Source organism: Vibrio sp. sp1, from assembly GCF_016920955.1.
GTDB classification, from domain to species: Bacteria; Pseudomonadota; Gammaproteobacteria; order Enterobacterales; family Vibrionaceae; genus Vibrio; species Vibrio alginolyticus.
Map to the genome: position 1 here is coordinate 1,482,388 of NZ_CP060589.1, position 14,947 is coordinate 1,497,334.

A 14,947-nucleotide genomic window follows, 5' to 3' on the forward strand; every position below is an offset into this window, starting at 1 on the left:
TGTTCTTGGGAATATCACTTTACAGTGATTATTCGAAATTGAGTCCGGCAAAATCGAAATGTCTCTCGCTCATTCAAATAATGAGAGACAACTTTGGTGATTTGAACATCAACTCGAAACTCCTTCGGGTTGTATGGTTAAGTGACTAAGCGTACACGGTGGATGCCTTGGCAGTCAGAGGCGATGAAGGACGTATTAACTTGCGATAAGCCCAGATTAGGTAGTAAAAACCATTTGAGTCTGGGATTTCCGAATGGGGAAACCCAATACCATAAGGTATTACTGTTGAGTGAATACATAGCTCAACAGGGCGAACCGGGGGAACTGAAACATCTAAGTACCCCGAGGAAAAGAAATCAACCGAGATTCCGAAAGTAGCGGCGAGCGAAATTGGACTAGCCCTTAAGCTTTACACGCGTTAGACGAACAGCCTGGAAAGGCCGACGATACAGGGTGATAGTCCCGTAGTTGACGACGTGTGTTCAGTGAAATCGAGTAGGGCGGGACACGTGATATCCTGTCTGAATATGGGGGGACCATCCTCCAAGGCTAAATACTACTGACTGACCGATAGTGAACCAGTACCGTGAGGGAAAGGCGAAAAGAACCCCTGTGAGGGGAGTGAAATAGAACCTGAAACCGTGTACGTACAAGCAGTAGGAGCAGGCTTTGTCCTGTGACTGCGTACCTTTTGTATAATGGGTCAGCGACTTATATTCAGTGGCAAGGTTAACCATCTAGGGGAGCCGTAGGGAAACCGAGTCTTAACTGGGCGTTCAGTCTCTGGATATAGACCCGAAACCAGGTGATCTAGCCATGGGCAGGTTGAAGGTTGAGTAACATCAACTGGAGGACCGAACCGACTAATGTTGAAAAATTAGCGGATGACTTGTGGCTAGGGGTGAAAGGCCAATCAAACCTGGAGATAGCTGGTTCTCCCCGAAAGCTATTTAGGTAGCGCCTCGGACGAATACTACTGGGGGTAGAGCACTGTTAAGGCTAGGGGGTCATCCCGACTTACCAACCCTTTGCAAACTCCGAATACCAGTAAGTACTATCCGGGAGACACACGGCGGGTGCTAACGTCCGTCGTGGAGAGGGAAACAACCCAGACCGCCAGCTAAGGTCCCAAATTACTACTAAGTGGGAAACGATGTGGGAAGGCTCAGACAGCCAGGATGTTGGCTTAGAAGCAGCCATCATTTAAAGAAAGCGTAATAGCTCACTGGTCGAGTCGGCCTGCGCGGAAGATGTAACGGGGCTAAGTAGTAAACCGAAGCTGCGGCAATATACTTTTGTATATTGGGTAGGGGAGCGTTCTGTAAGCGGTTGAAGGTGTGTGGTAACGCATGCTGGACGTATCAGAAGTGCGAATGCTGACATGAGTAACGATAAAGGGGGTGAAAAACCTCCTCGCCGGAAGACCAAGGGTTCCTGTCCAACGTTAATCGGGGCAGGGTAAGTCGACCCCTAAGGCGAGGCCGAAAGGCGTAGTCGATGGGAAACGGGTTAATATTCCCGTACTTCTTACAATTGCGATGGGGGGACGGAGAAGGCTAGGTGGGCCTGGCGACGGTTGTCCAGGTTCAAGTGCGTAGGCTGAAGAGTTAGGTAAATCCGGCTCTTTCTAAGGCTGAGACACGACGTCGAGCTACTACGGTAGTGAAGTCATTGATGCCATGCTTCCAGGAAAAGCCTCTAAGCTTCAGATTGTAAGGAATCGTACCCCAAACCGACACAGGTGGTCGGGTAGAGAATACCAAGGCGCTTGAGAGAACTCGGGTGAAGGAACTAGGCAAAATGGTACCGTAACTTCGGGAGAAGGTACGCTCTCGACGGTGAAGTCCCTCGCGGATGGAGCTATTGAGAGTCGCAGATACCAGGTGGCTGCAACTGTTTATTAAAAACACAGCACTGTGCAAAATCGCAAGATGACGTATACGGTGTGACGCCTGCCCGGTGCCGGAAGGTTAATTGATGGGGTTAGACTTCGGTCGAAGCTCTTGATCGAAGCCCCGGTAAACGGCGGCCGTAACTATAACGGTCCTAAGGTAGCGAAATTCCTTGTCGGGTAAGTTCCGACCTGCACGAATGGCGTAATGATGGCCACGCTGTCTCCACCCGAGACTCAGTGAAATTGAAATCGCTGTGAAGATGCAGTGTACCCGCGGCTAGACGGAAAGACCCCGTGAACCTTTACTACAGCTTGGCACTGAACATTGACCCTACATGTGTAGGATAGGTGGGAGGCTTTGAAACGCAGTCGCTAGATTGCGTGGAGCCGTCCTTGAAATACCACCCTTGTAGTGTTGATGTTCTAACGTCGACCCCTTATCGGGGTTGCGGACAGTGCCTGGTGGGTAGTTTGACTGGGGCGGTCTCCTCCCAAAGCGTAACGGAGGAGCACGAAGGTGGGCTAATCACGGTTGGACATCGTGAGGTTAGTGCAATGGCATAAGCCCGCTTGACTGCGAGAATGACAATTCGAGCAGGTGCGAAAGCAGGTCATAGTGATCCGGTGGTTCTGAATGGAAGGGCCATCGCTCAACGGATAAAAGGTACTCCGGGGATAACAGGCTGATACCGCCCAAGAGTTCATATCGACGGCGGTGTTTGGCACCTCGATGTCGGCTCATCACATCCTGGGGCTGAAGTCGGTCCCAAGGGTATGGCTGTTCGCCATTTAAAGTGGTACGCGAGCTGGGTTTAGAACGTCGTGAGACAGTTCGGTCCCTATCTGCCGTGGGCGTTGGAGAATTGAAAGGGGCTGCTCCTAGTACGAGAGGACCGGAGTGGACGAACCTCTGGTGTTCGGGTTGTGTCGCCAGACGCATTGCCCGGTAGCTAAGTTCGGGATCGATAACCGCTGAAAGCATCTAAGCGGGAAGCGAGCCTTGAGATGAGTTCTCCCTGATACTTTAAGTATCCTAAAGGGTTGTCGTAGACTACGACGTTGATAGGCAGGGTGTGTAAGCGTTGTGAGGCGTTGAGCTAACCTGTACTAATTGCCCGTGAGGCTTAACCATACAACACCCAAGGGGTTTTGATGGACTCAATGAAAGAACATTGAATGTGTAAGAACGAGAATTAAAAAAACAGCTTTCCGAATTAAAGAATTTGCTTGGCGACCATAGCGTTTTGGACCCACCTGATTTCCATGCCGAACTCAGAAGTGAAACGAAATAGCGCCGATGGTAGTGTGGGGCTTCCCCATGTGAGAGTAGGACATCGCCAGGCTTTAAATTTAAGAAGCCCGCTCGAAAGAGCGGGCTTTTTTGCATCTATAGAGTTTTAAAATTAGCTCACTTTATACCTAAAAAGTGTTCATCTAAGGTGCGATATACTTGCTCTCTGCAACCTTCCAAAAGGCTTTAACAAGCGGATTCTCCAGCTGAGTTTTGTTGCAGCAAACACCAAGTTTAAAAGGTTTAATTGGTAAGACTTTTAAACGATTTATCTTTTCTCTTACCGGACTGTTGTTGATTACAACATCAGGTGCGATACCTACTCCACACCCCAATGCAACCATACTTACGATGGCTTCATGTCCGGAGGTTTGTGCGTAGATCTTTGGCTTTATTTTCATTTGTTTGAGCCAAGTATTGGCCCTGTCCCTTGCCGTTCCTGCTTCTGGGAGTATGAATGGAATGACCGACCAGTCTGGTTTTTCTTTTTGTAGCTCTTCAGCAAACGCACTAACCCCAACAGGTACGATGACAGAAAGTGGGATTTCACTGATCGTTTCAAATGCGATTTTATTTGGCATCTGTTCTGACTTGGCTGATATGGCAATATCGGCTTCATCTGCTAGTATTTTGTCGATCGCTTGAGCTGGATCGCCGGTTGATAGTTTGAACTCAATGAAAGGGTTCTGAATACGAAAGTCAGAGATTAGCTCCGGAAGATGGCTGTAGCTTGCAGTAACAGAACAAAAGAGACGGATTTCTCCTTTCAATTCATCCTCGGTTCCTTTCAGGTGACTCTGATACTGCTGCCATTCGCCAAGAATCTTTAAGGCAACTGGGACTAGCTTTTTACCTTGGATAGTTAAATCAACGCTACGGTTGTCGCGTAAAAACAATTGTTGGCTGGTTTCCTCCTCTAATTTTTGTATCTGTCGGCTTAAGGCTGAAGGGCTAATATGCATTGCCGCTGCGGTCTTGGCGAAACTTTTACTCTCACAGAGATGAATGAAAAGTTGCAGGCTTTTGATATTCATTAAATTTTCATTTCCATGTTGCATAAATTGCAATAACTAATTGTGAATATATCACTTTAAGCAATCTCATGTCTGTTTTAGTATGAAGTTATTCGGTAAGGCAATTACTGACCTCAATGGAAGAATCTCAAAGGAGCACCCAGATGGCTAATTATTTCAATACCCTAAACTTGCGCGAGCAGTTGGACCAATTAGGTCGTTGTCGTTTTATGGACCGCAGTGAGTTCGCTTCAGAAGCGGATTATCTGAAAGGTAAGAAAGTAGTCATTGTAGGTTGTGGTGCTCAAGGTCTTAACCAAGGTCTGAACATGCGCGACTCTGGTCTAGACGTTGCTTATGCGCTTCGCCAAGCCGCGATTGATGAGCAACGCCAGTCATTCAAAAACGCAAAAGACAACGGTTTTGAGGTAGGTAGCTACGAAACGCTAATTCCACAAGCTGATCTAGTAGTAAACCTTACTCCAGATAAGCAGCACACAAACGTTGTTGAGACGGTAATGCCGTTAATGAAAGAAGGCGCAGCACTAGGTTACTCTCACGGTTTCAACGTTGTTGAAGAAGGCATGCAAATCCGTAAAGACCTAACGGTAGTAATGGTTGCACCTAAATGTCCAGGTACGGAAGTTCGTGAAGAATACAAGCGCGGTTTCGGTGTACCGACTCTTATCGCTGTTCACCCAGAGAACGACCCAAAAGGTGAAGGTTGGGATATCGCGAAAGCTTGGGCTGCAGCAACAGGTGGTCACCGTGCAGGCTGTCTAGAGTCTTCTTTTGTTGCTGAGGTGAAATCTGACCTAATGGGTGAGCAAACTATCCTTTGTGGCATGCTACAGGCTGGCTCTATCGTATGTTACGAGAAGATGATTGCTGATGGTATCGATCCTGGCTACGCTGGTAAGCTTCTTCAATACGGTTGGGAAACCATCACTGAAGCACTGAAGTTTGGTGGTATCACTCACATGATGGATCGCCTAACTAACCCTGCAAAAGTGAAAGCATTTGAGCTTTCTGAAGAGCTAAAAGAACTGATGCGTCCGCTATACAACAAGCACATGGATGACATCATCACCGGTCACTTCTCTAGCACTATGATGGCTGACTGGGCAAACGACGATGCAAATCTACTAGGCTGGCGTGCAGAAACAGGTGAAACTGCTTTCGAAAACTACCCAGAAACTGACGTAGAAATCTCTGAGCAAGAGTACTTCGATAACGGTATCTTGATGGTTGCTATGGTTCGTGCGGGTGTTGAGCTAGCATTCGAAGCGATGACGGCATCTGGCATCATCGATGAGTCTGCTTACTACGAGTCTCTACACGAGCTGCCACTTATCGCAAACACTATCGCACGTAAGCGTTTATACGAGATGAACGTGGTTATCTCAGACACTGCGGAATACGGTAACTACCTGTTCGCTAACGTAGCAACGCCGCTTCTACGTGAGAAGTTTATGCCAGCCGTAAATACTGACGTAATTGGTAAAGGTTTAGGTGAAACGTCTAACCAAGTGGATAACGCGACTCTTATCGCTGTGAATGAAACAATCCGTAACCACCCTGTAGAGTACATCGGTGAAGAGCTACGTGGTTACATGACTGATATGAAGCGTATCGCGGTGGGCGGCTAAATGACTCCATTTCGGTGTCGAAGGTGCTCGTTTACTATCGTAAAGTCCGCGCCTTCTCCTAGAAATGAAACCTTAATACAGCGTAATTTACTTAGTCTCAAGTAACGCAGTAGATAAACTCCAGGCAGACTGGAGTGATAAATACAAAATAAAACACAACATCTAATCAAAAGGCTTGGTCGCCGTTGACCAAGCCTTTTTGTTTTTAGCCGATTTATCTGCGCGCCGATAAGAAAAACGCTCCTTTGTGAGGAGCGCTTTGATACTTATTTTTCAGCAAGCTTTTCTTCAAGTTGCGCCAACTTCTGTTCCATTTCTGTTAGCTTTTGACGTGTACGTAGTAAAACTTGAGTTTGAACATCAAACTCTTCGCGACTTACAACATCTAGCTTGTTTAGCTGGCCTTGGATTACTTGACGAACTTTCTGATCGACATCAGAGCCCAATTCTTTTACAGGTTGAGGCATTGAGTCGTGAATCTGTTTAGCAATTTGCTCTAATTTCTTTGGGTCAAACATAGTGGCTAAAACTCCTTTTGATTTGTCCTCATTTTAAGTAAATGATACGTGAAAGTCGCCACTTAGATGGCAAAAAAGAGAGCGGCAATAAAAAAGGCCACCGAAGTGACCTTTTTGAATGCCTTAATAGCTTATCTGTTATCCGCTAATTCACGATGAGCTGCTTTCGCTTCGTCAACTCGCGCTAACTTCTCCAAGTCTTTGTCTTCAACAAATACTGGCAGAGGTTTGTGTTTTTCAGCTAGGTAGCTGTAAATCACAGGTAGCACGAATAGTGTGAACAGTGTACCGATTGCAAGGCCAGCAACGATGACGATACCGATACTGAAACGTTGCGCGGCACCTGCACCTGTTGCGTACATCAGTGGGATCAGACCTGCGATCATCGCTGCAGTGGTCATTAGGATAGGGCGAAGACGCACTTTCGCAGCTTCCATCACCGCATCAATACGAGACCGTTTATTATGTAACTGCTCTTCTTTGGCGACTTCACAGATCAAGATACCGTGCTTGGTTATTAGGCCGACCAGCGTGATCAAACCAACCTGCGAGTAGATGTTCATCGAGGCTGTACCCCAGGCCAATGCGATCAAGGCACCACAGATTGCCAGAGGTACAGATACCATGATGACAATAGGATCGCGGAGTGATTCAAATTGAATCGCCAGAACGAGGAAGATGATCGCAAGTGCAAGACCAAAGGTTGCATACAAGGCACTACCTTCCGTTACAAACTGACGAGATTCGCCCATGTAATCATGGTTATACCCTGCAGGCAGTTTGGTTTGTGCAATATTTTCAAACCAATTAACTGCATCCCCCATCGAAACACCAGGGCCTGTAACAGCACCCACAGTTGCTGAGTTTAGCTGGTTGAAGTGTGGCAAAGAGCGAGGCTCTGCCACCACATCAATGGTAATCAGACTACCTAATGGAACCGCTTTACCATCCACAGAGCGTACATAGTAGTTCTTCATCGATTCTGGGTTTAGACGCCATTTACGCTCAACCTGAGGAATTACCTCATAAGAGCGGCCATTTAGGTCGATACGGTTTACATAACCATCTGCCATCATGGTGCTGAGGGTGATACCAATGTCTTGCATAGTCACACCGTAGGCACCTGCTTTGTCTTTATCGATCTTGATCTTCATCGTTGCAGAATCATATTTCAGATCCAGATCGGAATAGACAAACATTGGACTGCTTGCTACTTCCGACAGAATGTCATTTGCAACGGTAAACAAACTTTCAAAGTTGTTTGGCGTTGTAATTACGAACTGTACAGGAAGGCCTGAACCAGCACCTGGTAGCTCCGGCATTTCGTAGGCAGCAATAGACATTCCCGGAATGCTCGAAACAAGCCCGCCAACACGCTGTTTGATTTCTGCTTGGCTCGCTTCTCGTTCGCCCCATGGTTTGAGTGTAGCTAAACCAAACGCTTGGTTAGAATCCGGTACACCGTTAAATACCTGAGCGTATTCCACTTCTGGTTGATCAGAGAGAATCTTATTCACATCATCCATGGTGTTTTGGATGTAGTCCAAATTCGAATTTGATGGTGCGGTCCCTATGAGTACTACAACACCTTTATCTTCAGATGGAGCTAGCTCGCTAGGAATAAACTTGAATAGGACTGGTAAACTTGCGAATACAATTATCGCAAACACGATCACCACTGGTCGGCTAGCCATTATTGCTTTTAACATGCTTGCGTAGCGATTAGTCATGCCATCAAGTACATGGTGAACTTTTTGCTCAAACTTGCTTGGCTTCTCGTTCGCCTTCAGCATCTTCGAACACATCATTGGTGATAGTGTCAAAGCGATGATGCCGGATACGAATACTGAACCTGCCAGTGTCAAAGCGAACTCTTTGAACAATGAGCCGGTGATACCACCCATCAACGCGATCGGCGCGTACACTGCACCTAGCGTCAATGTCATCGCGATAACTGGAACCGCAATTTCACGCGTACCAATAATTGCAGCTCGGAATGGCGATTCCCCTTCTTTGATGTGACGGTCAACGTTTTCTAGTACAACGATCGCGTCATCCACCACCAGACCGATGGCAAGCACCATCGCCAGTAGCGTCATCAAGTTCCAAGAGAAACCCATTGCCTGCATCACCATTGCCACACCAATCAATGAAAGTGGAATGGTCACGATAGGAATGATTACCGCGCGGAATGAGCCCAGGAACAGTGTGATAACCACAAGTACGATTACTGCTGCTTCAAGAATCGTTTTCACTACTTCGTGAATCGATTCGTTGATGGCGATAGTTGAGTCGTACATTACGTTCATTTTGATGTTACTTGGTAGGTTGCGCTCAAGCTGAGGCAACAGTTCAAGTACGTCTGCTGCAATGTTGATTGGGTTAGCACTTGGCGCTGCATTGATCGCTGCAACCACAGCCTCTTGACCGTTTGCACTTGCGCGATAAACGTCGTGACTCTTCTCTAGCGTTACTTTAGCGATATCACCTAGGCGGATGACATCCCCTTCACCAGTTTTCACGACCAATGCTTCAAGTTCAGCAACGTTTGATACCTGAGTATCTGCGCTACCGTTATAAAGTACGAACTCACCCGTCGCTTGACCGGTTGCAGATTGGTAGTTGTTGGCGTTAAGAACGCTCATCACATCCGTAGCGGTCAACTTCAAAGCGCCCATTTTGGCAGGATCTAGCCATACGCGCAGTGCGTACTTCATACCACCATACAGGTCAACTTTGGATACACCGTTTACAGTGAACAACTGCGGGTTGATTACACGCTCAAGGTAGTCAGTGATCTGGCTTGAAGATAACTCGTCACTCGTAAAGCCGATGTACAGTACCGCCGTTGTCGAACCTGTCGACATGGTTACGGTTGGATCTTCGGCTTCTTTTGGAAGCTGAGAACGTACTGAGTTCGTTTTCGCTAAGATATCAGCCAATGCTGCATTCGGGTCAGTATTCAACTTCATGTTGACAGTAATGGTTGATTTACCTAGTACCGATTGCGAAGTCATGTAATCAATATTATCGGCTTGCGCCACCGCTTGCTCCAATGGCTGAGTAATAAAGCCTTGGATCAAGTTGGCACTTGCACCGTAGTAACTGGTGGTCACGGTGACCACCGTATTCGTCATTTCAGGGTACTCACGAACTTGCATTTTGAACACCGCTTGCAAACCAAGCAATGCAATCAAAAAGCTGATCGATACCGCTAAAACTGGACGTTTTATAAAAACATCTGTAAAGCGCATGATGCCTCCAACTTAAAGCATTGGTGTTTCAGCAGGTGGGGTAGTTGCATCGCTTTCGACAATGCTTACTTTCGCATGGTTACTCAAACGGACTTGACCCGATGTCACTACCACATCACCTGGCTTCACGCCTTCTAGAATGTGTGCGATATCTTTAGAGCGTTCGCCAACTTTTACCACATGCTGCTTAACGCGTTTTTCGCCATCTTCTTCTGTTACGATGTAAACATTGTCGCCATATAGCGTAAATGTGATCGCGGTTTGAGGTAGAGTGACCTGATTTTCTAACTTAGGCAGAATGATGTTTGCACGCGCGAACATACCACTACGCAGTTTGCCGTCACTGTTAGGGATATCCGCTTGAACTTGAATCAAACCACTTTGTACGTTTACAGCTGGTTCAATCGCAGAAATAGACCCTTTGAAAGGTTGGTCTGGATAAGCGTCAACAAAGATATCCACTTCTTGGTCGATATTGATACGTGAAATATCGGTTTGCGGCACGGTAAAGCGTAAACGCATCACGCTGGTGTCTTCCAGGCGAACAATATCGGTACCCGCTTGTAGGTACTGACCTAGGTACACGTTACGAATACCTACTACACCATCAAATGGCGCTTTGATTTCGCGTCGGTCGATGGTCGCTTTCAAGCTTTCAATGTCCGCTTTTAAGGAGAAGTAGTTCGCTTCTGCTTCGTCATACGCTTCTTTAGAAATAGAGCCTTTTTTAAATAGCCCTTGGTAGCGTTTGTATTTCGCTTCTGCTGCTGGCAACTTGGCTTGCGAGCTCTTTAAATTCGCTTTCTCAACGTCAGAGTCAAGCAGTACTAGTGGCTGACCTGCTTTGACTTGAGTACCGGAATCAAATGCGATTTTATCGATAACACCGCTCGTTTCGTTCGCTACCGTCACGCCTTGATTTGGCTCGATAAAACCAATTGCCTCGATGACTGGTACCCAATCCACCGCTTGCACTTCAGTTACGGTTACTGGGAATGCTGGTTCAGGGCGATTGGCAAACTGCTCCATTTTGTCTTTGATATCAATTAGTCTGTATGTAACAACGCTACCAAAAAGTAATAAAACAATTGATAGCATCAAAATCCACTTTTTCATTCTATTAAGAACTCCAAGTTAGTGTTTAATAATTGCATCCCAACTGGCTTCAATAGCGGCCTCTAATGCCGTCTTATCCAGTTGATAAAATCCCAAAGCGTGTTTCCGAGCAAGTGCAACACTTGCCTCAAAACTTAATCCAGAAAGTACTTCGTTATCGAGAAGCTTGAATACTCCCTCGTCTTTACCCTGATTAAAAAGAAGATCTACTTGGGCAAACATTTGTCTCTCAAGTTCCCGAGCTTTGCTACTATTTGAATAGGGTAAAGATTCATATTGGACTCGGTTGCTGATCGCACTTAAGTTCGAGCTCGCTAGATTCCAAATATTGAGCCACATGGTTCGATAACGCTGTTTTAAAGGCATCTCTTCACTAACACCTAGTTGCACCGCAGTAGCAACACGCTTAGCAACGTTAAGGCGTAGTTCCTCTAAAAGATGTTCTTTATCTGAGAAATAACGGTAAATCGTCCCTGCTGCGACACCTGCCTCATTGGCGAGCTTTTGCATGGAAAGCCCTTGAAAGCCAGATTCAGCAATGAGTTGTTCAGCAGCGACTAAGATTTGTTCTCGTTTATCTACAGCAGGGTTATCCTTCATAATGTCACCCTTTAGTGAATGAACGTTCATTCATTATAGCTTAAATACCCGCCATTTATGCAACAGAATATTGCACTTAATAGGTGTAAAAATTACAAGAAATCAGCATAGCTTTCACGAGGCCACCCCTTTATCATAGGCGCCACATTCATCACCCGCAGAGAATTTCTATGAAGCTGAACCCTAGTCAAGATGAAGCCGTGAAATACGTGTCTGGTCCATGCCTAGTGCTAGCTGGTGCTGGCTCGGGCAAAACTCGTGTTATTACCAATAAAATCGCTTATCTGGTTCAGCAATGTGGTTACAAAGCGCGTAACATTGCGGCGGTGACGTTTACCAACAAAGCAGCACGTGAAATGAAGGAGCGTGTAGGTCAAACGTTAGGGAAAGGTGAGTCTAAAGGTTTGATGGTATCAACATTCCACACTTTAGGATTGAACATCATCAAGCGTGAGTACAAGCATTTAGGGTTGAAAGCGGGCTTCTCACTGTTTGATGACCAAGACCAGCTAGCGCTGCTCAAAGAACTTACCGAAAAGCAGCTTGATGGTGATAAAGATCTGCTACGTCAGCTTCTGAGTTGTATTTCCAACTGGAAAAACGACATGTTGACGCCAGAGCAAGCCAAAGCGCGTGCGCAAGGTGAACAGCAACAATTGTTTGCGTTCTGTTTTGATATGTACCAAAAGCAAATGAAAGCCTATAACGCGCTCGATTTTGATGACCTAATTTTGATGCCCGTTTTACTCTTACGTAATCATGAAGACGTTCGTCAGCGTTGGCAGAATCGTATCCGTTACCTACTGGTTGACGAGTATCAAGATACCAACACGAGTCAGTATGAGCTGGTCAAATTAATTGTCGGTGAACGTGGGCGATTGACGGTCGTAGGGGATGACGATCAGTCTATTTATTCATGGCGTGGTGCGAAACCTCAGAACCTCGTGTTGCTGGGTGAAGATTATCCGAATTTGCGTTTGATAAAGCTAGAGCAAAACTACCGTTCAACGAGTCGAATCCTGCGTGCGGCCAACATTTTGATAGCTAACAACCCTCACGTCTATGAGAAGTCCCTGTTCTCTGAAATTCCTGACGGTGAAAAACTCAAAGTGTTGTTGGCTAAAAATGAAGAGCATGAAGCAGAGCGCGTAACGGGTGAACTAATTGCGCATAAGTTCCTAAACCGTACCGAATATAAAGATTATGCGATTCTATATCGTGGTAACCACCAATCACGTTTGATTGAAAAGTCTCTGATGCAAAACCGTGTACCGTATAAAATTTCTGGCGGCACCTCGTTTTTTGCGCGCGCAGAGATTAAAGACATCATGGCGTATTTGCGCGTTTTGGTTAATCCGGATGACGACAATGCATTTTTGCGCATTGTGAACACTCCACGACGTGAAATTGGCCCAGTGACGTTAGAGAAGTTAGGCAGTTATGCCAATATGCGAGGGAAGAGCCTGTTTGAGTCGAGCTTTGAAATGGGGCTCGAACAGCACCTAACGGGACGTGGCCTAGAAAACCTGCGTCGTTTCACCCAATGGCTAGTGGCGATTGCTGATCAAGCTGAGCGTGGTGATACCGTCGAAGCGGTTCGTTCGCTAGTTCGTGATATCCATTATGAAGATTGGCTATACGAAACTTCAGCAAGTCCGAAAGCCGCTGAAATGAGAATGAAGAACGTTTCTGATCTTTATTCATGGATAGTGGCGGACCTAGAGGGTGACAACTACGATCAAGAAGAGAAAACGTTAAAAGAAGTCGTTCAACGTTTGACCTTGCGTGACATGATGGAGCGCGGTGAAGAAGATGAAGACAGTGATGCAGTACAACTGATGACCTTGCACGCATCAAAAGGCCTTGAGTTCCCATATGTATACTTAATTGGGTCCGAAGAAGGTATTTTACCGCACCAAACCAGTATTGATGAAGATAACGTGGAAGAAGAGCGTCGCCTGATGTACGTTGGTATTACTCGCGCGCAACGTGAACTGACTTTCACTATGTGCAAAGAGCGTCGACAGTTCGGCGAGTTGATCAAACCGACTCAAAGCCGCTTTTTGGATGAGTTACCATTTGATGACGTTGAATGGGAAGTAAACAAAAAGCCAGTATCAGCGGAAGAACGTATGGCGAAAGGTCAAGCACACATTGCCAATATTCGAGCAATGTTTAAGAAGTAAAGTAACCTTGTTCTCACTGATTAAAAACAAAAAGGCTTGCCAACTGGCAAGCCTTTTTCGTTGATGTCTTTACTTATAGACCTTCAATCATGTGGTCAATTGCTGCGATGATTTCATCGTCAGAACAGTCCATACAGGTTCCTTTGGCTGGCATCGCATTGAAGCCTTCTAATGCGTGCTTCACTAACGTATCTTTGCCTTGTGCAATACGCGGTGCCCAATCATCGGCATTACCTGTTTTAGGTGCGCCGTTTACACCAGATGCGTGACAAGCAATACAAAAAGTACCATAAACTGTGGCGCCATCACGTGGACCGGTTGGTTCTTCTTTCACTGGCTCAGAACCTGCTAGATAAACATCACCGACAGGTTGGATGCGTTCTGCGATCGCATCGTATTCAGTTTGGCTGATGTCAGAAGCTAAAGCTGCCGTAGAAAACGTTAAGGCAGCGAACAAAACGCTAATCATTTGTCGAGACATATCCATTAAACCCACTTCACATTCCCGAGGTAAGTGACTTACCTATTTATATAGTTAGAGTATTAATGCCGAGCAGAGAAATCATTAAATTCCACTGAATGGCATAGAATGATTAGACAACTTGGTTGCAGCTGTTAAATCAATGTAAATAATGGGTGATTATATCCCGATAACTTGTTGCAATAAACAACAAGTTATCCATGACAGGGCGTGAATCACATCAAAAATCCACTTTAACGGAAGATAACTGTCGAAAAAGAGACCAAACGATAAAAAAAGTAAAAAAAGTACTAGACGGCATAGTGTGATATCCGTATTATTCCACTCCGCCGATAGGGCATGCGCCCGTAGCTCAGTTGGATAGAGCGTTGGCCTCCGGAGCCAAAGGTCGAAGGTTCGAATCCTTTCGGGCGTACCATTGCCTCGGAGGATACATCGGTAAAAATCAGTGGTGGCTATAGCTCAGTTGGTAGAGCCCCGGATTGTGATTCCGGTTGTCGCGAGTTCAAGTCTCGTTAGCCACCCCATTCTTTCTTTTTTAGATTGAATGCGGTAGCATTGCTCCCAATCTTGATTCAATCAAGATAAAACATCGTCGGTGAATAGCGCAGCTTGGTAGCGCATCTGGTTTGGGACCAGAGGGTCGGGGGTTCGAATCCCTCTTCACCGACCACTATTTAGTTTATGGCTCGAATAGAGCGGTAAACAGCAAAAATTGATGGTGGCTATAGCTCAGTTGGTAGAGCCCTGGATTGTGATTCCGGTGGTCGCGAGTTCGAATCTCGTTAGCCACCCCATTAATTAAGGTGACTTCTTAGTTGAAGTGTCCTGTCTGATTTGAGAAAATCAGAAAATACAGTTCGGTGAATAGCGCAGCTTGGTAGCGCATCTGGTTTGGGACCAGAGGGTCGGGGGTTCGAATCCCTCTTCACCGACCACTATTTA

Annotated in this window: 8 protein-coding genes, 5 tRNA genes and 2 rRNA genes; 9 read left to right on the plus strand and 6 right to left on the minus strand. The window is 46.2% G+C overall.

Annotated features, from left to right (window positions below):
* Window positions 1–135 precede the first annotated feature (135 nt).
* Window positions 136–3,026, plus strand: a 23S ribosomal RNA gene (locus tag H9L11_RS07015).
* A gap of 94 nt (window positions 3,027–3,120) precedes the next feature.
* Window positions 3,121–3,237, plus strand: a 5S ribosomal RNA gene (gene rrf / locus H9L11_RS07020).
* Window positions 3,238–3,328: 91 nt separating this feature from the next.
* Here rrf and ilvY read toward each other — a convergent pair.
* The gene (gene ilvY, locus H9L11_RS07025; protein ID WP_005379097.1) at window positions 3,329–4,219 is read right to left on the minus strand and encodes an HTH-type transcriptional activator IlvY; all 891 of its coding nucleotides are present in this window, start codon (window positions 4,217–4,219) and stop codon (window positions 3,329–3,331) included.
* A gap of 143 nt (window positions 4,220–4,362) precedes the next feature.
* Between ilvY and ilvC the strand changes: the two genes are divergently transcribed.
* Window positions 4,363–5,847, plus strand: coding sequence for a ketol-acid reductoisomerase (gene ilvC, locus H9L11_RS07030; RefSeq protein WP_005379098.1), 1,485 nt, complete (start codon window positions 4,363–4,365; stop codon window positions 5,845–5,847).
* 266 nt (window positions 5,848–6,113) lie between these two features.
* On the opposite strand, the gene H9L11_RS07035 is transcribed toward ilvC, so the two are convergent.
* The 4 genes from H9L11_RS07035 to H9L11_RS07050 all read right to left on the minus strand — a co-directional run bounded on the left by H9L11_RS07035 (window position 6,114) and on the right by H9L11_RS07050 (window position 11,335).
* On the minus strand, window positions 6,114–6,365 hold the full coding sequence (locus H9L11_RS07035) for an accessory factor UbiK family protein (protein WP_005379099.1): 252 nt from the start codon (window positions 6,363–6,365) through the stop codon (window positions 6,114–6,116).
* Window positions 6,366–6,496: 131 nt separating this feature from the next.
* Window positions 6,497–9,619 (minus strand): multidrug efflux RND transporter permease subunit VmeD, encoded by a 3,123-nt coding sequence (gene vmeD, locus H9L11_RS07040; protein ID WP_104975727.1) that lies wholly within the window; start codon window positions 9,617–9,619, stop codon window positions 6,497–6,499.
* Window positions 9,620–9,631: 12 nt separating this feature from the next.
* Window positions 9,632–10,735, minus strand: a complete 1,104-nt coding sequence (locus tag H9L11_RS07045; protein WP_053349778.1) for an efflux RND transporter periplasmic adaptor subunit — start codon at window positions 10,733–10,735, stop codon at window positions 9,632–9,634.
* Window positions 10,736–10,753: 18 nt separating this feature from the next.
* Window positions 10,754–11,335 (minus strand): TetR/AcrR family transcriptional regulator, encoded by a 582-nt coding sequence (locus H9L11_RS07050; protein WP_104975728.1) that lies wholly within the window; start codon window positions 11,333–11,335, stop codon window positions 10,754–10,756.
* 170 nt (window positions 11,336–11,505) lie between these two features.
* On the opposite strand from H9L11_RS07050, the gene rep reads away from it, so the two are divergent.
* A complete protein-coding gene (rep, locus tag H9L11_RS07055; RefSeq protein ID WP_005379104.1) occupies window positions 11,506–13,521 on the plus strand; it encodes a DNA helicase Rep in 2,016 nt (671 codons plus the stop codon).
* A gap of 73 nt (window positions 13,522–13,594) precedes the next feature.
* On the opposite strand, the gene H9L11_RS07060 is transcribed toward rep, so the two are convergent.
* Window positions 13,595–14,008, minus strand: coding sequence for a cytochrome c5 family protein (locus tag H9L11_RS07060; RefSeq protein ID WP_005384252.1), 414 nt, complete (start codon window positions 14,006–14,008; stop codon window positions 13,595–13,597).
* A 335-nt stretch (window positions 14,009–14,343) separates the two neighbouring features.
* Here H9L11_RS07060 and H9L11_RS07065 point away from each other — a divergent pair.
* The 5 genes from H9L11_RS07065 (at window position 14,344) to H9L11_RS07085 (ending at window position 14,940) form a co-directional block, all read left to right on the plus strand.
* Window positions 14,344–14,420 (plus strand) — tRNA-Arg (locus H9L11_RS07065).
* Window positions 14,421–14,453: 33 nt separating this feature from the next.
* Window positions 14,454–14,529, plus strand: a tRNA-His gene (locus tag H9L11_RS07070).
* 69 nt (window positions 14,530–14,598) lie between these two features.
* Window positions 14,599–14,675: transfer RNA gene (locus tag H9L11_RS07075), tRNA-Pro, on the plus strand.
* Between the two features lie 48 nt (window positions 14,676–14,723).
* Window positions 14,724–14,799: transfer RNA gene (locus H9L11_RS07080), tRNA-His, on the plus strand.
* Window positions 14,800–14,863: 64 nt separating this feature from the next.
* Window positions 14,864–14,940: transfer RNA gene (locus tag H9L11_RS07085), tRNA-Pro, on the plus strand.
* Window positions 14,941–14,947: the final 7 nt, after the last annotated feature.